The sequence below is a fragment of the Nocardia sp. NPDC127579 genome (assembly GCF_042672005.1).
Classification (GTDB): Bacteria; Actinomycetota; Actinomycetes; order Mycobacteriales; family Mycobacteriaceae; genus Nocardia.
The window spans coordinates 39488-61986 of the sequence record NZ_JBHXVZ010000007.1 but is presented as its reverse complement, the minus strand read 5'-3'; the positions used below and the strand labels follow the sequence as shown (position 1 = coordinate 61986).

Here is a 22499-nt window from a genome sequence, read left to right as displayed (position 1 = left end):
GCGCCGACCTGGTCGCGCACGTTCGTGATCGGGACCTGCGCGCGTTCGCCCACGCCGACATTCCGTTCGAGCAACTGGTCGAGGCGCTCGATCCGGCGCGGTCCCAGGCCCGGCACCCGCTGTTCCAGGTGGCGCTGTTCATGCAGAACATGGCGCCGGTCGAGCTGACCCTGCCCGGCGTGACCGCCCGGACGGTCGAATTCGACTCCGGTTTCTCGAAATTCGACCTCCAGTTGACGATCAGTGACAGCGGATCCGGCTACCTGGCCGAATTCACCTACGCCACGGACCTCTTCGACGCGGCGACAATCGTCGAGTTCGGTGCGAAGTTCGTCCGCCTGCTGAGCGCGATGGTGGCCGATCCGACCACGGTGGTCGGCGATATCGACCTGCTGGACGCTGGTGAATTGGACTACGTCACCGCCAGCTGGAATGCCAGCGGGCAGAAGGTGCCCGACCGGTTCCTGCACGAGGGCTTCGACGCCCAGGTGCGGCGCACCCCCGCGGCGCCGGCCGTGGTGGCCGACGGCCGGCCGGATCAGTCGCTCACCTACAGCGCACTGTCCGAGCGCGCGAACCAGCTGGCGCGCTGGCTGATCGCGGACGGCGTGGGGCCGGAATCCCTGGTCGTCCTGGCCCTGCCGCGCTCGGTCGATCTGGTGGTGGCCATGTACGCGGTGTCGCGTGCCGGAGGGGCGTACGTGCCGATCGATCCGGCGCACCCGGCCGAACGCGTCGGGCACATTCTCGATACCGCGCGCCCGCATTCGATAGTGACCACGCGCGCAGGCGGATTCGGCACGGGGGCCGGTGTGCCGGTCCACCACATCGAGGATCTGGACCTGGCGGGTTACCCGACGGGACCGATCGCCGACCGTGAGCGGCGGGCTGCCCTGCACCCCGAGCATCCCGCCTACGTCCTGTTCACCTCGGGCTCGACGGGCAAGCCGAAGGGGGTCGCGGTCAGCCACCGGGCCATCGCCAATCAGCTGGCCTGGATGCACGACGAGTACCGGCCGCATACCGGCGATGTCTATCTCCAGAAGACCGCGACCACCTTCGATGTCTCGCTGTGGGGCTACTTCCTGCCGCTGCGCGCCGGCGCGACCATGGTGCTGGCGACCCCGGACGGGCACCGCGATCCGCGCTACCTGGCCGAAGCCGTCGCGCGCCACGCGGTCACGCTCACCGACTTCGTGCCGTCCATGCTGTCGGTCTTCGCGACCCACGCCGAACCCGGTGAACTCTCCTCGCTGCGCGAGGTATTCGTGATCGGCGAGGCGTTGCCGCCGGAAGTGGTCGCCGCGTTCGGCACCGTCTGCGCGGCGGGGCTGCACAACCTGTACGGGCCGACCGAGGCGGCGGTGTCGATCACCTACCGCGAGGTGACCGGCGCGACCGCCGGGGTAATACCGATCGGCGAGCCGGAATGGAATTCGCAGGTGTACGTGCTGGATTCGCGGCTGCGACCGGCGCCCATCGGGGTTCCCGGCGAGCTGTACCTCGCCGGAGTCCAGCTGGCGCGCGGCTACTACGGCCGCGTCGATCTCACAGCCGATCGGTTCGTCGCGAACCCGTTCGGGTTCGACGGCGAACGCATGTACCGCACCGGCGATCTCGTGCGCTGGAGTTCCGACGGTGAGCTCGTCTACCTCGGCCGCGCCGACTTCCAGGTCAAATTCCGCGGGCAGCGGGTCGAACTCGCCGAGATCGAGACCGCGCTGGTGGCCGCGCCCGACGTCGCGCAGGCGGCGGTGCGGCTGATCACCGCGGACACCGGCGATTTCCTGGCGGGATACGTGATCGGCAGGCCCGGTGCGGAACTGGACCTCGAGCTCCTGAAAGCCGGTCTGGCACAGCGGCTGCCGAGCTACATGGTGCCGACCGCGCTGGTCGAACTCGCCGAGTTCCCGCTCAATACCAGCGGAAAGCTCGATCGCAAGGCGCTGCCGCTGCCGGTGCTGCGGACCACCGTCTTCCGGCCGCCCGTCGACGCGGCGCAGCGGCTGGTCGCCGCGGTGTTCGGTGAGGTGCTGCGGGTGCCGCGGGTCGGGCTCGACGACAACTTCTTCGCACTCGGCGGCAGTTCGCTGGACGCGACCCAGGTCACCGCGCGGGTCGGCGAGGCGATCGGCGTCCGGATTCCGGTGCGGACGCTGTTCGAGGCCGCGACGGTGGACGCCTTCGCGGCCGCGGTGGGCGAGCTGAGCCGATCCGGTGCGGCGGCGCGGCTGCCGCTCGTCCGGCGGGATCGTCCGGACCGGGTGCCGCTCTCGCCCGCACAGCGCCGGCTGTGGTTTCTCAATCGGCTGGAGAGCCAGGACGGGGCGGATAGCGTCTACAACCTGCCCGTAGTGCTGCGGCTGCGCGGCCGGCTCGATCTGGGTGCGCTCGAGCAGGCGGTGCTGGATGTGCTGGGCCGGCACGAGTCGCTGCGTACCTGCTATCCCGAGCACGAGGACGGTCCGTACCAGCACGTTCTCGAGGTCGGCCGGCTCGGACTGCATCCGGTACGGGTCGCGCCCGCCGAACTGACCGCGGCGATTACCGTCATCACCCGCACCGGGTTCGACGTCACTGCCGAAATGCCGTGGCGGATAGCGCTTTTCCTGGTCGATCAGACCGATGATGCCCGTGGTGTGCCCGACGACGAGTACGTGCTGGTATTCGTGGCGCACCATATCGCCGCCGACGCGCTGTCGATGCCGCCACTGATCACGGACCTGGTGCGCGCCTACGAGGCGCGGCTGCTCGATCAGCAGCCCGCATGGGACGAATTGCCGGTTCAGTACGCCGATTACAGCCTGTGGCAGCGTGATCTGCTCGGGGCCGAGGACCGTCCCGGTGACCTCGCGCATCAGCAGCTGCGGTTCTGGCGTGACGTGCTCGCCGGCGCGCCCGCCGACCTGCCGATACCGGCCGATCGGCCCCGTCCCGCCCAGCCGGGCAATCGTGGTGCGGCCGTGGACTTCACCATCGCCGCCGAGGTGCTCGGCGGGTTGCGGCTGCTGGGGGAGCGGCAGGGCGCGACCCTCTTCATGGTCCTGCATGCGGCGTTCGCGGCGACGCTGGCTCGGCTCGGCGGCACCGCCGAGATCGTGCTGGGTGCGCCGGTCGGTGGCCGCGGAGAACGCGAATTGGACGCGCTGGTCGGCATGTTCGTCAACACGCTTGTGCTGCGCACGCCGGTCGCGCTCGACAGCTCGTTCGCAGATCTCGTAGCCGCTGTGCGTGATTCGGATCTCGCGGCGTTCGGCAACGCCGAGTTGCCGTTCGAGCGGTTGGTCGATGCCATGGCGGTGGCGCGCGATTCCGGTGCGCATCCGCTGTTCCAGATCATGTTCAGCTACGGCGGCGCGGATCCGCGCGCCGCGTTCAAAGTGCCGTGGCTGACGATCGAAGCACTCGAGCTCGACGACCCCACCGTAAAATTCGATCTGCATCTGGTGCTGAACGAGCAGGCGGACGGAACGCTGACCGGCAGCCTGCGTTACGCCACGGACCTCTTCGACGCCACGACCATCGCTGCCCTCGAGCGGCGGTTCTCCCGCTTGCTCGTGACGGTGGCCGTGACGCCGCAGACCCTGATCGGCGACATCGATCTGCTCGGTGCCGTCGAACGCGCCGAGGTGGTCGAACGATGGAACGACACCGCGCACGATATCGACGAGCAGGCCACGCTGCCCGCTCTTTTCGCCGCCCAGGTCGCTCGCACGCCGGACGCGCCCGCACTGACATTCGAGGCACCGGCCCCGGCGTCGAGTGGTCACCGCACACTGACCTACGCGGAATTCTCGGCGCGGGCGAACCAGCTGGCGCACTGGCTGATCGACCAGGGTGTCGGGCCGGAAACCCCGGTGGCACTGGGCATGCGACGTTCGATCGATCTGGTCGTCGGCATGTACGCCGTCACCATTGCCGGCGGCGCGTACATCCCGCTGGACCCCGACCACCCGGCCGATCGCATCCGCTACGTGCTGGAGACCGCCACGCCGGTCTGCGTGCTCAGCACCGGCCGTGACGGTTTCGACGGGGGATCGGTCCCCGTCGTGCAGATCGACGCCGCCGTACTGCCGGGCATTCCGTGTGCCGAGCGCGCGGATTCCGAGCGGGCGCTGTCGCAATACTCGACCGCCCCGGTCACCGATGCGGACCGCCGCACCGCGCTGCGCCCCTCGAACACCGCCTACGTGCTGTTCACCTCCGGTTCCACCGGCCGCCCCAAGGGCGTCGCCGTCACCCACGGCGCCATCGTCAACCGGCTGCTGTGGCTGCAATCCGCGCAGGTGCGACTCGGTCCCGACGATGTGCTGCTCCAGAAGACCCCCGCCACCTTCGATGTGTCGGTCCCCGAGTTCTTCTGGCCGCTGCAAACCGGCGCCCGGCTGGTACTGGCCCGGCCCGATGGACACCACGACACCGACCATCTCGCGGAAACCATTCGCCGCGAGGGAATTACGGCTGTCCACTTCGTGCCGTCGATGCTCGCGGCGTTTCTCGCCGAACCATTCGGTGAGCTGCCCACGCTGCGGCACGTGTTCTGTTCCGGTGAGGCGCTGCCCGTGGCCGTCGCACAGCGGATGCGCGCCCGGACCGGGGCCCGAGTCCACAATATGTACGGTCCGACCGAGACCGCCGTCGAAGTGACAGCGCACGAGGTCACCGACGCCGACCGCACCGGGATTCCGATCGGCTCGCCGGCCTGGAACACCCGGGCCTATGTGCTCGATGCCAGGTTGGGTCCGGTGCCCGCCGGTGTGCCGGGCGAGTTGTACCTGGCCGGTGCGCAATTGGCGCGCGGGTATGTCGGGCGCACCGATCTGACCGCCGATCGATTCGTGGCGAATCCGTTCGGTGACGCGGGTGCGCGCATGTACCGCACCGGTGATCTGGTGCGGTGGGTGCCGGGTGTGGAATTGGAGTACCTGGGCCGCACCGATTTTCAGGTGAAACTGCGTGGACTGCGGATCGAGCTCGGTGAGATCGAGGCCGTGCTGCGCGGGCTGGCGTCGGTGGCGCAGGCCGCGGTGATCGTGCGCGACGATCACGGCACCGGCGATCAGCTCGTCGGATATCTGGTTCCCGTCGGAGCGGTCGAACTCGACACCGTGCGTGCCGCACTGGCCGAACGGCTGCCCGGATACATGGTGCCGTCGGCCTTCGTGACACTGGACGCGCTGCCGGTGACCGCCTCCGGCAAGCTGGATCGGTCCGCGCTGCCCGCACCCGAGGCAGCGCCCACCGAGTTCCGTGCGCCGACATCGGAGGCGGAATACCTTGTCGCCGAGATATTTCAGGATCTGCTCGGCGTAGAGCGGGTCGGCGCGGACGACGACTTCTTCGCCCTGGGCGGCAATTCGCTCATCGCCACCCAGCTCGCCGCGCGACTGACCAAGGCCACCGGGACCCAGGTGCCCGTGCGTGCGGTGTTCGACGCCGCAACGGTTGCGGCACTGGCGAATCGGCTCGCGCTGCGGACCGTCGCGAACGCGGATACCGTACCGGTGATGTTGCCGCCGCTCGACCCGCAGTACCGCGACGACGCCATCCCGCTGTCGATCGCCCAGCAGCGAATGTGGTTCCTCAACCGATTCGACAGTGGCAGTGCGGGATACAACATCCCGTTCGCGCTGCGGCTGACCGGCGCGCTCGAGGTGAACGCGCTGGAATCGGCGATCGGCGACGTCATCGCGCGGCACGAGACACTGCGCACCATCTACCCCGAGCACGACGGCGTCGCCACCCAGCTGGTGCTGCCGGCGGGCACGCGCCTGGTCGACCTGATGGTGCGGACCGTGGCCGCCGCGGAACTGCCGCACGTCATCGAGACGGTCACCCGAACGGGATTCGACGTCACCACCGAGGTGCCGCTGCGAGTCCGGCTGCTCCAGGTACCCGGTGCGCAGCCGGAGTACGTGCTGCTGTTCGTGGTGCATCACATCGCCGCCGACGGATGGTCCTTCGGCCCGTTGACCCGTGATCTGGCCACCGCCTATGTGGCGCGCCGGGCCGGTAGCGCGCCCAACTGGGCGCCGCTTGCGGTCCAGTACGCGGATTACGCGATCTGGCAACAGCGTGCCCTCGGCTCGGTCGCGGACGACAAGTCGGTGCTGGCCCGGCAGCTGAGCTACTGGACCGATCGCCTGGCCGGACTGCCCGAGGTACTGTCCCTGCCCGCCGACCACCCGCGACCGGCCGTGGCGAGCAATCGCGGCGGCGCCTATGTCGCGACTCTGGATCAGGCGCTGCACCAGGGGATTCAGGACCTGGCGGCCGCGCATCACCTCACGCCGTTCATGGTGCTGCACACGGCGCTGGCGGTGCTGCTCAGCCGGTTGAGCGGCACCGGCGACATCGTCATCGGCGCACCGGTGGCGGGACGCGGCGACCCGGCGCTGGACCACCTGGTCGGCATGTTCGTCAATACCCTGGTGCTGCGCACGGAGATTCGGCCGGAGGCCACCCTGGCCGATCTGCTCGCCGCCGTGCGCGCGAGCGACCTGGCCGCGTTCGAGCATGCGGCGGTACCGTTCGAGCAGCTTGTCGACGCCCTGAATCCCACACGCTCCCAGGCGCATTCGCCGCTCTACCAGGTGGCGATGACGCTCCAGAACCACGCCAAGCCGGACTTCCGGTTGCAGCGGCTGGAAATCGCGGCGCTCGAGGTGGGTCCGGCTCCGATCCAGGTCGACCTGGATTGGACACTCACCGACCGCTACGACCCCGAGGGGAATCCCCGCGGTATCGACATCCACCTGCACTACGCGCTTGACCTGTTCGACGAGCGCTCCGCGAGCGGGTTCGTGGCCGCCTTCGAACGGGTACTACGCGCCATGGTGCGCGACACCCGCACCGTGGCCGGGAATGTCGAGCTCATGTCGGTGGCCGAGCGCGGACTGCTGCTCTCGGACCGCAACGCCACGGCGTGGCCGCTGCTGCGCGAAACGCTCGACGATCTGCTCACCGCGCGCGCGGGCGCGCAGCCGGAGGGTATCGCGGCCCGCTTCGAAGGCGAGGAGATCACCTACGGCGCGTTCGCGATTCGAGTGAATCGGCTGGCCCGCTGGTTGATCGCCGCGGGCGTCGGCCCGGAGTCGATCGTCGGGCTGGCGGCGCTGCGATCACTGGACATGCTCGTCGCCATGTACGCGATCGTGCGGGCAGGCGGCGCGTACCTGCCGATCGATCCGGCCTATCCGCCGGACCGCATCGCGCAGCTCGTCGACAGTGCGGCTCCCACCATGATTCTCGCCGTCGGTGGCGCGGAACTGCCCGAGCTGCCCGATAGTCGCGTGGTCGAGCTATCGGCCCTCGAGCTGGCGGAATTCTCCGGGGCCACCGTCACCGACGGCGAACGTCGCGGCGTGCTGCGCCAGACCAATACGGCCTACGTGCTGTTCACCTCCGGGTCGACCGGCCGGCCCAAGGGCGTGGCGGTCACCCACCGCGCCATCATGAACCAGCTGCGCTGGCTGGAACACCGCTATCAGGTGACCGCCGCCGACCGCATCCTCCAGCGCGCACCACTGACCTTCGATGTCTCGGTGTGGGAGTGCTTCCTGCCGATCGCGGTCGGCGCGCCCCTGGTGATCGCCCGGCCCGGCGGACATCTGGATCTCGAGTACTTCGCGGGCCTGCTGCGCACGCACGGCATCACCATCGCCGAATACGTACCGTCGGTGCTGGCCGCGCTGCTCGGCGAGGGCATGGGTGACGCGCTGCGATCCTTCCGGCACCTGCATTGCGGCGGTGAAGCGCTGACCCCGGACCTGCTCGCCGGGCTCCGGGCGGAATTCGACGGTGCGGTCCACAACGCGTACGGCCCCACCGAAGCCGCCATCTCGGCGATCTATCACGAGTTCGGCGACGCCGACGCGGGCGCGGAACGTGAGCTGGCGATCGGCCGTCCCTGCTGGAACACCCGCGCCTACGTGCTCGACCGCCGGCTGCGCCCGGTGCCGATCGGGGTCACGGGTGAGCTGTACCTGGCCGGTGACCAGCTCGCTCGCGGGTATCACGGACGCCCCGGCCTGACCGCCGAACGGTTCGTCGCGGACCCGTTCGGCGTGCCCGGACGACTGATGTACCGCACCGGCGACCTGGTGCGCTGGGACCGGAACGGCGATCTGGTGTATCTGGGACGCAACGACTTCCAGATCAAACTCCGTGGTCAGCGGATCGAACTGGGTGAGATCGAAGCCGCGCTGGCCGCGGTGCCCGGCGTCACCAACGCGGCGGTCGTGGTCGCCGCCGACCGGTCGGGTCAGGACAATCTCGTCGGTTACGTCAGTGGCTCCGGCCTGACGACGGACACCGTGCTCGATGCCCTGCGCGCCCAGCTCCCCGCCCATATGGTCCCAGCCCACCTGGCGATCCTCGACGAGATGCCGCTGACCACCGTCGGCAAACTCGACCGCTCGGCTCTTCCCGCTGTCGAATTCACCGGTAGCGCACCGCGATTCCGTGCCCCGCGGGAGGGCGTCGAGTCGGTACTCGCGACCCTGATCGCCGACCTGTTGGGCGGCGACATCCGGCTCGGCGCGGACGATGACTTCTTCGCGGTCGGCGGCAACTCGCTGTCGGCCATGCGCCTGGTCGCCCGAGCCAACGCCACCTTCGGCACCACCCTGACCGTCCGCGAGGTGTTCGAATCCCCGACCGTCGCCGAACTCGCCGCGCGGGTGACACTTTCGGCGCGGTTGGGCACTGGAGCGCAACGCCCTGTACTGGCGCGTCGCGACCGGCCGAGTCGAATCCCACTGTCCCTGGCGCAAACTCGCATGTGGCTACTCAACCGGATCGACCCGGACTCGGCCGTCTACAACATCCCTCTCACCATGCGCCTGACCGGCCCACTCGATTACGCCGCACTCCACGCCGCGCTGAACGACCTGGTCGATCGGCACGAATCCCTCCGAACCGTCTATCCCGCCGACGCGCTCGGGCCGACACAGGTCGTGCTGCCGGCGAGTGCGAGCCAGATGACACGCTCTGCCGGTGGAATCGACCAGACCGTGTCGCTCGACGACGCCGAGCTGTCCGGTGCCTCGACTCCCTCGGGCGCGGGGCTTGCCTGTTCCGATGTTGCCGAGGAGGTGTTGCCGGAGGCGATCCTGCGCTGTGCCGGTGCGGGTTTCGATCTCCGTACCGAAATGCCCTGGCGCGCTGAAGTGTTCCGAGTAGCGCCGCAGACGCATGTGCTGGTGTTCGTCGTGCATCACATCGCCGCGGATGGGGTGTCCACCGAGCCGATGGCCCGTGATCTCATGACGGCGTACACGGCGCGGGCAGCTGGTTCGTCGCCGCAGTGGCCGCCGCTGGCGGTGCAGTATCCCGATTTCACCCTGTGGCAGCACGAGGTGCTGGGGTCGGCGGCGGATCCAGAGTCCGTGTTGGCCAGCCAGATTGGACACTGGCGTGCCGAACTCGACGGTCTGGCACCGCTCTTGGAGTTGCCCGTGGACCGGCCGCGGCCCGCTGTGGCATCGGGCCGAGGTGCGACGGTCGAGTTCGCGATTGCAGCGGAATCGACCACCGCGATTTCGGAACTGGCGCGCCGACACGGTGTTTCGACATTCATGGTGATGCACGCTGCCTACGCCTGCCTGCTCGCGCGGCTGGCGCGAACGGAGGATGTCGCGGTCGGCACACCGGTCGCCGGTCGCTCCGAGGCTGCGTTGGATGACTTGGTCGGCATGTTCGTCAATACTCTCGTATTGCGGACCAGGGTTTCGGCCGCGGACAGTTTCGGTGACCTGCTCGCGACGGTCCGGGCCACCGACGTCCGTGCGTTCGCGCATGCCGATCTACCCTTCGAACGGCTCGTCGACGAGCTGAATCCGATGCGTTCACAGGCCCATTCGCCGATCATCCAGACCCTGCTGACGTTCGAACATCGCGACGACACCGTGCTGCGTCTTCCCGGCCTCGAGGTCACGGCCTATCCGCTCGACAACCAGGTAGCCCAGTTCGACCTGGCGCTCGAACTCAACGAGCACGTCACGGATACCGGGTTGGCGATGCGTGCGGTCCTGCGGTACGCCACAGACCTGTTCGACGGCACCACCATCGAGGCCGTCGCCGGTCGATACCTCCGGATCCTGTCCACCGTCACCGCCGACGCGACCATCCGAATCGGTGACATCGACCTCCTGGGCCCCACCGAACAGACCCAGCTCCTGCACCGGTGGAACGCCACCGGCCACCCCGTCGACCACACCGCGACCCTCGCCTCCCTGTTCCAGGCACAGGCACTTCGGACACCGGACGCACCCGCGCTCACCTTCGCGGGGACGAGTCTGTCCTACGGCGAATTCGCTGCCCGCGTGAACCAGCTGGCCCGCCACCTGATCACACTGGGCGTCGGCCCGGAGGCGACGGTCGCCCTCGGCATGCGCCGCTCACTGGACCTGGTGATCGGCATGTACGCGGTGACTGTCGCCGGTGGCGCGTACGTTCCGCTGGACCCGGACCACCCCGCCGACCGCATCCGCTACGTACTGGACACCGCGTCTCCCGTCTGCGTGCTGACCACCTCCCGCGATGCCCGTGACATCGGACCCGTACCCGCGATCGAGATCGACGCTCCGTCACAGCCCGGCCTGGACACGCCCGGTCAGGTACGACGAGCCGACCTGGCAGCACAGTTCGAGAACTGGGGGCGATCCGGAGACCTGCGCACCGGGAGCGAGACCACGCGGTTCTCGACAATCGCCGCGCGCTACTCGACCGCCCCGGTCACCGACGCGGATCGGCGCGTGCCATTGCGCCCCGCCAACACGGCGTACGTCATCTTCACCTCCGGTTCGACCGGCCGGCCCAAGGGGGTCGCGGTCTCGCACGCGGCGATCGTGAATCGTCTGGCGTGGATGCAGAGCGCCTATCGCCTCGACGGCGCGGACGTGGTGTTGCAGAAGACCCCGGCCACCTTCGATGTGTCGGTGTGGGAGTTCTTCTGGCCGTTGCAGGTCGGCGCGCGCCTGGTTGTTGCCGCGCCGGACGGTCATCGCGACCCGGCGTATCTGGCCCGCCTGATCCGCGCCGAGCGGGTCACGACCGCGCATTTCGTGCCGTCGATGCTGTCGGTGTTCGTGGCCGGCGAAGCGGCTGCTTCCTGCCGCGGTCTGCGTACGGTGTTCGCTTCGGGCGAGGCGCTGCCCGCGGGGACGGCGCAGCGTCTGCGTGCGGTGACCGGTGCGCGTCTGCACAATCTGTACGGGCCGACCGAGGCCGCGGTGGATGTCACCTTCCACGAGGTCACCGACGCGGACACGGTGTCGGTGCCGATTGGTGCCCCGGTCTTCAACACCCGGGTGTACGTGCTCGATTCGCGGCTGCGCCCGGTGCCGGTCGGCGTGCCGGGTGAGCTCTATCTGGCCGGTATCCAGCTCGCGCGTGGCTATGTGGCGCGCCCTGAGCTGTCGGCGGACCGGTTCGTGGCGAATCCCTTCGGCCCTGCGGGTGAACGCATGTATCGCACTGGCGATCTCGTCACCTGGACCGTGGCCGGTGAACTGGAGTACCTGGGCCGCACCGATTTCCAGGTCAAGTTGCGCGGCCTGCGAATCGAGCTCGGCGAGATCGAGGCCGCTCTGACGGCACTGGACTCCATTGTCCAGGCTGCCGTTCGCGTGTATTCCGATGAACGGCTGGGTGATCAACTGGTCGCCTATGTCACCGCATCGCAGCCGGAGATCGACACCGCCGCCGTGCGGGCCGCGCTCGGTGACGCGCTCCCGGGCTATATGGTCCCGGCGGCTGTCGTCGTCCTGACGGAGTTCCCGCTGAACTCCTCCGGAAAGCTGGACCAGAAGGCCCTGCCCGCACCGGTTTTCGAGGCGACGGTATTCCGTGCGCCGTCCACGCCGACCGAGGAGCTGGTGGCGCGCCATATCGGGGAGTTGCTCGGTCGCACGGAGGTCGGTGCGGATGACGACTTCTTCGCCCTGGGCGGCAACTCGCTGATCGCCACCCGGCTGGTGGCGCGGCTGGGTGCGGAGCTGACGGCGGAGATTCCGCTGCGGGCGCTGTTCGAGGCGCCGACGGTCGCGGGGCTGGCGGCCAGGGCCGACCGGCTCAGCGGTAGCGGCCGTCGGGCCCCGCTGTGCGCGCGGCCACGCCCGGAGCTGATTCCGTTGTCGTCCGCGCAGCGGCGGATGTGGTTCCTCAATTGGTTCGACCCGGCCGATACCGTCAACAATATTCCGGTGGCCCTGCGGCTGGGCGGCCCGCTCGACATGCCCGCGCTGGCCGCGGCGGTCGCCGATGTGGTGGGCAGGCACGAGACGTTGCGCACCGTGTACCCCGAGGTGGCGGGCCGCGGCTATCAGCGGATTCTCGATTCGGTGCCGGAGATCACCGTCATACCGGCGCACGCGGCCACGGTGGCGGCGGCGCTGGCCGAGTTCGTGGCCGAGCCGTTCGATGTGACCGCCGCCGTCCCGGTGCGGATCGGTGTGGCCCGATTGTCGGATCGCGAGCATCTGCTGGCGCTGGTGGTGCATCACATCGCGGCCGACGGGTTCTCCATGGCGCCGTTGGCCCGCGATATCGTGACCGCCTACGCCGCCCGCGTCGTCGGGGCCGCACCCCGGTGGCCGGAACTGGCTGTCCAATACGCGGATTACACGCTGTGGCAGCACGACCTGCTCGGCGGCGAGGACGATCCGGAATCCCTTGCGGCACAGCAGATCGAATACTGGAAGCGGACCCTGAGCGGCCTGCCCGCGCAGTTGGACCTGCCCGCGGACCGGCCGCGCCCGGCGCTCGCCACGCATCAGGCGGCCAGCGTCACGGTCGGGCTGGATGCGTCTGTGCTCAGTGGAATCGACAGGGTCGCAGCTCATTTCGATGCGACGCCGTTCATGGTCGTGCACGCCGGGCTTGCGGTGCTGCTGGCCCGGCTCTCGGGCACCAGTGACATCGTGATCGGCGCGCCGCTGGCGGGTCGCGGTGACGCGGCCCTCGACGACCTGGTCGGCATGTTCGTCAACACCCTGGTGTTGCGCGCCGAAGTACCCGGTTCGGACACCTTCGCGGCGGTGCTCGGCCGGGTCCGCGCAGGTGACCTGGACGCGTTCACACACGCGGACCTCCCGTTCGAGCGCCTGGTCGAGATCCTGGATCCGCCTCGCTCGCAGGCCCGGCATCCGTTGTTCCAGGTGGCGCTGTTCTTCCAGAACCTGACCCCGGTCACGGTCGAGTTCGACGGACTGGCGGTCAGCGAATACGAATTCGACTACCGCAGCACCCGTTTCGATCTCCAGCTCACCGTCTCCGGCGACCGGCTTCGATTCGATTACGCCACCGACCTTTTCGACGCGGCCACAATCGAGACCACGGCGGCCAGGTTCACCCGCCTGCTCGCGGCGGTGACCGCCGACCCCGACCAGATCATCGGCGATATCGATCTCTTCGCCGCGGGCGAACTACACCGGGTCGTCGAGGAGTGGAACGACTCCGCTCACACCGGCTATATCGCGGAACTGCTCCTCGACGAGTTCGAGGCCCAGGCCGCCGCGACCCCGGACGAGCCCGCGCTGGTCTACGTCCCGGAGGACGCGGAGCCGGTGACGCTGACCTACGGCGAACTGGACCGCCGCTCCAACCAGCTGGCCCGCCAGCTCATCGCAACCGGTGTCGGCCCGGAAGCGCTGGTGGCGCTGGCCTTGCGCCGCTCCCCGGAACTGGTCGTGGCCATGTACGCGGTGCTCAAGGCGGGCGCTGCGTATGTGCCGATCGATCCGGACCATCCGGCCCAGCGGATCGCGCACATTCTGGACACCGCGCGGCCTGCCGCGCTGCTCACCCGGACGGCCGACCGCACCGACCTCGGCTACCGCGGCCCGGAGGTGCTGGTCGACATGGTCGAGCCGGCCGGATACGCCGACGATTCGATCGCCGCGTCCGAACGCGTCGCGCCGCTGTCGCCGCGACATCCCGCCTACGTCCTGTTCACCTCCGGATCGACCGGAAAACCCAAGGGCGTCAGCGTTTCCCATGCCGCGATCGTCAATCAGATGACGTGGATGCAATCCGAGTACCGGCTCGGCGCGGCGGATGTGTACCTCCAGAAGACCGCCACCACCTTCGACGTCTCACTGTGGGGCTATTTCCTGCCGCTGCGGGTGGGCGCGACCCTGATCCTCGCCGCCCCGGACGGGCACCGTGATCCCGGCTATCTGGCGGCTGTGATGGGCGCGCGGCGGGTCACCGTCACCGATTTCGTGCCGTCCATGCTCAGCGTGTTCGCCGGGCATATCGCCACCGCCGGTGCACAGGACGCACTCGCCGCCCTGCGTATGGTGTTCGTCATCGGTGAGGCGCTGCCCGCCGAGACGGTCCGCGCGTTCGGCGCGGTGAGCACCGCCCGGCTGCACAATCTGTACGGGCCGACCGAGGCTGCGGTCAGTATCACCTATCGCGAGGTCACGGGCGTCACCGATCGGGCCGTCATGCCGATCGGCAACCCGGAGTGGAACAGCACGGTGTACGTGCTGGACTCGCGGTTGCGGCCGACGCTGCCCGGGGTGGCCGGTGAGCTCTATCTGGCGGGGACCCAATTGGCCCGCGGCTACCACGCCCGCCCCGATCTCACGGCGGATCGATTCGTCGCCAACCCCTTCGGCGCACCGGGGGAGCGGATGTACCGCACCGGCGACCTGGTGCGCTGGGACCTGGTCGACGGCGGACCCGGTGCGGAGCTGATCTACCTGGGCCGCACCGATTTCCAGGTCAAGTTCCGTGGCCAGCGGATCGAGCTGGGCGAGATCGAGTCGGTGCTCGCCGCGGTGCCGGGCGTCGGCCAGGCCGCGGCGGCCGTGGTCGGTGATCATCTGGTCGCCTACATCACCTCGGTCTCCGGCACAGCCGACCTGGCGGCGGCGGTCCGCGCCGCGGCCGCACAGGCGTTGCCGTCGTACATGACGCCCTCCGCGGTCCGCACGCTGGATGCGTTCCCGCTCAACGCCTCCGGCAAGCTGGATCGAAAAGCACTGCCGGAGCCAGTCTTCGACACTGTCGACTATCGAGCGCCCGGTACACCCACCGAGCGGGCCGTCGCCGAGTGCTTCGCGGCCGTGCTCGGTACTCCGAGGGTCGGCGCGGACGATGACTTCTTCGCTCTCGGTGGCAACTCGCTGAGCGCGACCCGCGTGCTGGCAGATCTGAGCGAACGACTCGGCCGCCGAATTCCCGTGCGGCTGCTGTTCGAAGCCTCGACGGTGCACGAGCTGGCCGCGCGGGCCGAGGACACGTCCGCGGACGAATCGATACCGGATTCCGCTCCGCGTCCGGACGTCGTCCCACTCGCGCCCGTGCAGCGCGGAATGTGGCTGGCCAACCGCCTGGATCCGAGTTCGACGGCACACAACATTCCGGTCGCTTTGCGGCTGGCGGGTGAGCTGGACACCGCCAAACTGACGGCCGCTTTCGCGGATATCGTCGCCCGGCACGAGGTTTTGCGCACCATCTACCCGACCGGCGCGGACGGTGTCCCGCATCAGGTGATCCTGCCCGCCGCTCCCGCGCTGGTCACCCTGGTTGTGGAGCAGGTGGCCGATACGGGGCGGCGGATAGCCGAATTCCTCGGCGCGGGTTTCGATGTCGCCACCGAGGTGCCGGTGCGCGCCGTGCTGCTGCGCGAACACGCGACCAGCCACGTCCTGGTCGCGGTCCTGCATCACATTGCCGCGGACGGCTTCTCGATGACGCCACTCCTGCGTGACCTGCTGGCGGCCTACCTCGCCCGTGTGCTGGGTGCCGCGCCGCTGTGGCGCGCGCTTCCGGTGCAGTACGCCGACTACGCGCTGTGGCAGACCAGATCTGTGGAAGTGGTTGCCGCGGACGAACTCTCGTACTGGCGGCAGCAGTTGCACGATCTGCCGGACGAACTGGCGCTCCCGGCCGATCGTCCGCGCCCAGCGGTCGCCACCAAGCGTGGCGGCACCCTCCGCGCCCGTATCGGAGGCGGGGTCGGCGCGCGTATTCGGGAGCTGGCCGCCCGCCACCGGGCGACGCCGTTCATGATCGTGCACGCCGCGCTCGCCGTGCTGCTGTCCCGCCTGTCCGGTGCGACGGATATCCCCATCGGCACCCCGGTCGCCGGTCGTGGCACACGTGAACTGGACGCCGTGGTCGGCATGTTCGTCAACACCGTGGTGCTGCGGACCCACCCGGCCCCCGACCGGTCCTTCGCCGATTTCGTCGCCGAGACCCGCGAGGTGGATCTGGCGGCCTTCGCGCACGCGGCGGTCCCGTTCGATCAGGTCCTCGACGCGCTCGGCGTGACGCCGTCGCAGGCGCGGCATCCGCTGTTCACGGTGGCGCTGAACTACCTCGACGCCCCCGCGGGCACCGCCGGGCTTGCGGGCCTGGAGTTGTCTCCGGTCGAGTTCGACGAGCGGGTCGCCCGTTTCGATCTCCAGTTCACGCTGTCGTCCGAGCTGGATTCCGATGGGCATCTCGGCATCGAACTGGATTACGCGACAGACCTTTTCGAGGAGTCCACCGCGGCCACTCTGCTGCGGCGCTTCAGCCGGTTGCTGGGGGTGCTGACCCGCGACCCGGCCGCGCCGATAGGGGCGGCAGACCTGCTGGCGCCGGCGGAGCGCGCCGAACTGGTAGCGCGCCGCGGCGGGCCCGGCGTTCCCGCCCGGACGCTGGCCGAGCTCATGGCCGCCGCGGTGGCCGCCGATCCGCACGGCATCGCCGTGCGCTACGGCGAGCTGCGGTTGACCTACAGCGCACTCGACGAGCAGTCCTCCCGCCTGGCCCGCGTGCTGTTGCACTCGGGCATCGGAGCCGAAGACATTGTCGCCGTCGCGATTCCACGATCACCCGAGTCGGTCTCGGCGATCTGGGCGGTGGCCAAGACCGGCGCCGCCTTCGTGCCGGTGGATCCGACCTATCCGGCCGACCGGATCGCGCACATGCTCACCGATTCCGGTGCGGCCCTGGGTCTCACGGTGCGTGCCACCGCCGACACGCTGCCCGGCGCGGTCGACTGGCTGGTGCTGGACGCGCCGGACTTCGCCGCCCGCATGCGGAATCACGCTGCCGCGCCCATCGATCCAGGCGAACTGCTCCGGCCCGTGCGGCCGGGCAACCCCGCCTGGATGATCTACACCTCCGGTTCGACCGGTACACCCAAAGGTGTCGTCGCCACCCACGCCGGTATCGCCGGAGTGGCACTCGCGCAACGGGATCACTACCGGGTGACCGCCGATTCGCGCGTGCTGCACGTGGCGTCGCCGAGCTTCGACGCCGCCATGCTCGAACTGCTGCTCGCGCTCGCCGCGGGCGCGGCGCTGGTCATCGCGCCCGCGGGAGTCTACGGCGGAACCGAACTGGCCGATCTGCTGCGCGAACAGCAGGTCAGCCACGCCTTCATCACTCCCGCCGTCCTCGGCACCCTCGACCCGGCCCGCGTCCCGGATCTCGCCCATCTGACCGTGGGCGGTGAGGCGTACGGCCCGGATGTGGTGCGGCGCTGGGCAACCGGACGCACCTTCTACAACACCTACGGCCCGACCGAATCCACCATCATCACCACGATCAGCGCGCCGCTGCGGGCGGGGGAGCCGATGGACATCGGTCTCCCGATTCACGGGATGTCGGCGGTGATCCTGGATCACGGGCTACAGCCGGTGCCCACGGGCGTGACCGGCGAACTCTACCTGCGGGGGCCCGGCCTGGCCCGGGGATACCATGCGCGAGCGGGGCTTTCGGCCACACGCTTCGTGGCCGACCCGTTCGTGGCGGGTTCGCGTCTCTACCGCACCGGTGACCTGGTGCGGTGGACACCGTCCGGTGCGATCCAATATGTGGGACGTGCCGACCAGCAGGTGAAGGTGCGCGGCCTGCGCATCGAACTGGGCGAGATCGACGCGGTACTCGCCGCGCACCCCACAGTCGAATTCGCGGCCACCGTCGGACATACCGGCGGTGACGGCGCGACGACGCTGGTGGCGTATGTGGTTGCGGCACAGGGTGAAACCGTCGACATCGAGGCGCTCGCGACCTTCGCCGGCCGTTCCCTCGCCGCCTACATGGTGCCGTCGAGCATCATCGTGCTCGATGCCATCCCGCTCACGCCGGTGGGCAAGCTGGACCGAAAAGCCCTGCCCGAACCGGTCTTCCGGGCCGCCGCGTTCCAGCCGCCCGCCGACGCCGCCGAGCTCGCGGTCGCCGGAGTCTTCGCCGAGGTGCTCGGCCTGGACGACCCGGTCGGCCGCGCCGACGACTTCTTCGCACGCGGCGGAAACTCGCTGACCGCGACCCGGTTGGCGGCGCGCCTGAGCGAGAGGTTCGATACCGCTGTCGGGGTGCGCGCGATCTTCGAGACGCCGACCGTGTCCGCCCTGGCCGCACTGCTCGGCACCGCCGCGGCCCCCGCCCGCGCCACACCGGCACCGCGCACCGGCACCGGTCCGGTACCGCTTTCGCTTGCCCAGCAGCGGATGTGGTTCCTCAACCGGCTGGACCGCCAGTCCACCGCCTACAACATTCCGCTCGCGGTGCGCCTGACCGGCGATCTGGACGTGGCCGCCCTCGATGCCGCGATCATCGATGTGGTCGAGCGGCACGAGGTGCTGCGAACCGTGTATCCGGACGGTGCGTCCGGTCCGGTTCAGGTGGTCCTGTCCAGCGCCGCGGCCGCGCTGCCGACGCTGTCGCCGGTCCGGGTGTGCCACGACGACCTGCCCACGGCGATCACCGATTTCATCGGCGCGGGCTTCGATGTCACCGAGTCCGTGCCGCTGCGCGCCCGCCTGTTCGCCGCGGTCGAGCCGGGGACCCGCGACGCCGGCGAACCTGCCCCGCCGCCCGACCTCGGCCGTCGCTGGCAAGCCGTCGTCGCGGGCATGCCCGCGGTACTGGGTGCGGCCAAGGCGGGCATGCTGGCCGGTGAGCAGGCACGCCGCGCGCCGGAGCACGTGCTGGTGGTCGTGATGCATCACATCGCGGCTGACGGCTCCTCGCTGGCGCCGCTGGCCCGGGACGTGATGCTCGCCTACGCCGCCCGCAAGGCCGGGCAGGCGCCGGCGTGGACGCCACTGCCGGTGCAGTACGCCGACTACAGCCTGTGGCAGCGCGCCTACCTCGGATCCGAGACCGACCCCGGCTCGGTTGTCGCACAGCAGCTCTCGTTCTGGACCGCACGGCTGGACGGCCTGCCGGGCCAGCTGAACCTGCCCACCGATCGACCCCGGCCGCCGGTGGTCTCCACGCGCGGCGGGCACGTCGACTTCACCGTCGACCCAGCTCTGCACGCCCGGCTGCGGGACCTGGGGCGCGCCTCGGGCGCGACGCTGTTCATGGTGCTCCACGCCGCCTTCGCGGTACTGCTGTCCCGGCTCGCGGGCACCCCCGATATCGCGGTCGGTACCCCGGTCGCCGGACGCGGCGAACGGTCGCTCGACGACCTGGTCGGCATGTTCGTCAATACCCTGGTCCTGCGTACCGAGATCGTCGCCGCCGCTGGATTCGCCGCGCTGCTGGAGCAGGTCCGCGCGGCCGATCTCGCCGCGTTCGCGCACGCGGACGTGCCCTTCGAACGCCTGGTGGAGGTCCTGAACCCGGAGCGGTCCACGGCCAGGCATCCGCTGTTCCAGGTCGGATTCTCCTTCCACAACCAGGCCGAAGCCGATTTCGAGCTGGCCGGATTGCAGGTCGCCGCGGTCGATTTCGACGCGGGCGTCTCGCAGTTCGACCTGCACCTGGTGATCACCGATCGCTACGACGCCACCGGCGCGCCCGCGGGCCTGGCGGCCTCGATCACCTATGCCACGGCCCTGTTCGACGAGACCACGGTGGCGGGCTACGCGGGCCGCCTACAGCGCCTGCTGGCCGCGGTCTGCGCCGACCCGGACCTACCGGTCGGCGATCTGGCGCTGCTGGACGCGGCCGAAGCCGAACGGGTACTGCGCACCTGGAACCAGGCCGAACGGGTGTTCGCCCCGGGCACACTCGATGCCGGGTTCCGCGCGCAGGCACTGCGGACGCCGGATGCCATCGCGGTCGACGACGGCGCGACCCTGCTGACCTACGCCGAACTCGCGGCGGCGGTCAACCGGCTGGCCCGGGTGCTGATCGGCCGCGGTATCGGCCCGGAAAGCCTGGTGGCCCTGGCGATTCCACGCAGTATCGACCTGGTGGTGGCCATGTACGCGGTGGTGACCGCGGGCGGAGCCTATGTGCCGCTGGATCCCGCGCATCCGATGGACCGCACGGTGCGCGTCCTCGGGGCGGCGAATCCGCACCTGGTGCTGGTCTCGTCCGAACAGCCGATGCTGCCGCCCGAGGTATCCGAACATGAACTGCTGGTAGATGTTTCGGCGGTATCGGCGGACATCGATCCGAGCCCGGTGGACGATCGCGAGCGGACGATGCCGCTGTGTCCCGACCACACCGCCTACGTCCTGTTCACCTCCGGTTCCACCGGCGCGCCCAAGGGCGTGGCCGTCACCCACGCCGCCGTCACCCACCAGCTGGACTGGATGCAGTCCGAATACGGCTTGGACACCACCGATTCCGTGCTACTGCTGACCTCGGCCGCGTTCGACCTGTCGGTGTGGGAGTTCTGGTGGGCGCCGCGTACCGGCGCGCACGTGGTGCTCGCGCCGCTCGGTGTGCAGCGTGAACCGGCTCGTCTGCTGGAACTGCTGCACGCCGAGGAGGTCTCGACCCTGACCCTGGTGCCGTCGCTGCTGGCGATGCTTGCCGAGGTGACAGGGTCGCGGCGACTACCCGAGGCGCTGCGCCGCATCCTGGTGATCGGCGAAGCGCTGCCCGCCGCGACGATCGAGCGGTTGCGGCCGCTGACCGACGCTCGGATCGACAACCTCTACGGGCCGACCGAGGCCGCGGTCTCGGTCACCCGCTATCGCACCGGTGCGCGCACGAGCGGCATCGTCCCGATCGGCACGGCCGAGGACGGCAATCAGGTCTACGTCCTCGACGATCGCCTGCACCCGGTGCCGGTGGGGGTCACCGGTGAGTTGTATCTCGGTGGCGCGCAATTGGCTCGCGGCTATCACGGCCGCCCGGACCTGAGTGCGGAACGCTTCGTGGCCGACCCCTTCGGTGCGCCGGGCGCGCGGTTGTATCGCACCGGCGATATGGTGCGCTGGTCCGCCGACGGCGATCTTGCCTATGTCGAACGCCGCGACTTCCAGGTCAAGGTGCGTGGTTACCGGATCGAGCTCGCCGAGATCGAACAGGCGCTGCGGGAGTGTTCGGGGATCGGTGACGTGATCGTCGTGGCGCACCACTCGGGCTCCGAGAATGCCGTGCTCGCAGGCTATTTCACCGCTGCGACGCCGATGGATCCGGCCGCGTTGCGCTCGGCGCTGGCCGACGCGCTGCCCAGCTACATGGTGCCGACAGTGCTGACCCGGCTCGAAGCCCTGCCGCTGACCGCGAACGGCAAGGTCGACCGGCAGGCGCTCCCTCGGCCGGAAGTCTCCGTACGCGAATATCGCGCTCCCGCAGGTGAACTCGAAGAAGCCGTGTGCACGGCGTTCGCGCAGGTGCTCGGCGTCGACGCGGTCGGCTTGGACGACAACTTCTTCGAACGCGGCGGCAACTCGTTGCTCGCGACCCGTCTGGCGGTCCGGCTGAGTGCCGCACTTGGCGAGGAGATTCCGGTGGTGTGGCTGTTCTCGGCGCCGACCCCGGCGGCCGTGCTGGCCCAGTTGGCCCTCGCGCGTTCCGGTCGCGGGCACCTCGATTCGGCCGCCGCCTTCGACGTGCTGCTGCCCTTGCGGCCCGGCGGTGTCCGGGAACCGGTGTTCTGCCTGCATCCCGCGGGCGGTGTCGCCTGGTCCTTCGCCGGGCTGGCCGCGCATCTCGATCCGGAACGCGGCATCTACGGCCTCCAGTCACCGGCCTTGAATTCCCCTGAACCGCTGCCCGATTCGATCGAGGAATGGGCGGCCCGGTATATCCGGGAGATCCGCGCGGTCCAGCCGGAAGGGCCCTATCACCTGCTGGGCTGGTCGCTCGGCGGCGTTCTGGCCCACGCGGTCGCCATCGGATTGCAGGACGACGGGCAGCATGTCGCGCTGCTGGCCATGATGGACAGCCCGCGCACGGTCGACGCGGAGGTGTCGGCGGCGGTTCCGGCCGCCGACCTGCTCGGCGGTCTGCTCGGCGATCGGGCCACCGACGCCGACCTCGACTCGAGCCTGCCGGAGCTACTGGCCGATCTGCCCGAACCGTTCGCGTCCTTCGGCGCCGAACGCCTGACCCGCCTGCTCGACGCGGGCGTCCACTCGCTGTCGTTGATCGCCCGCTACCGGCCGCGCCGCTACAAGGGCGACCTCGTGTATTTCGCCGCGGCGCTGGACGACCCCGACGGCCCCGGCGGCGCACCCGGCTGGGCCGATGCCGTCGACGGCACCGTGCACAACCACGCGGTCCAGGCCACCCACTGGCGTATGACCTCCGGGTCGGCGCTCTCGCGTATCGGCCATGTGCTGAGCACGCTCATCCCCTGA

Annotated in this window: 1 protein-coding gene (cut by a window edge); it reads left to right on the top strand. The window is 69.7% G+C overall.

Annotated elements, in window-relative coordinates; all coding sequences use genetic code 11:
* On the top strand, positions 1-22499 hold the 3' portion of the coding sequence (locus ACFVMC_RS23050) for a non-ribosomal peptide synthase/polyketide synthase (RefSeq protein ID WP_379213356.1). It extends 3082 nt beyond the left edge of the window; only the last 22499 of its 25581 coding nucleotides appear in the window; its start codon lies off the left edge, out of view; its stop codon occupies positions 22497-22499.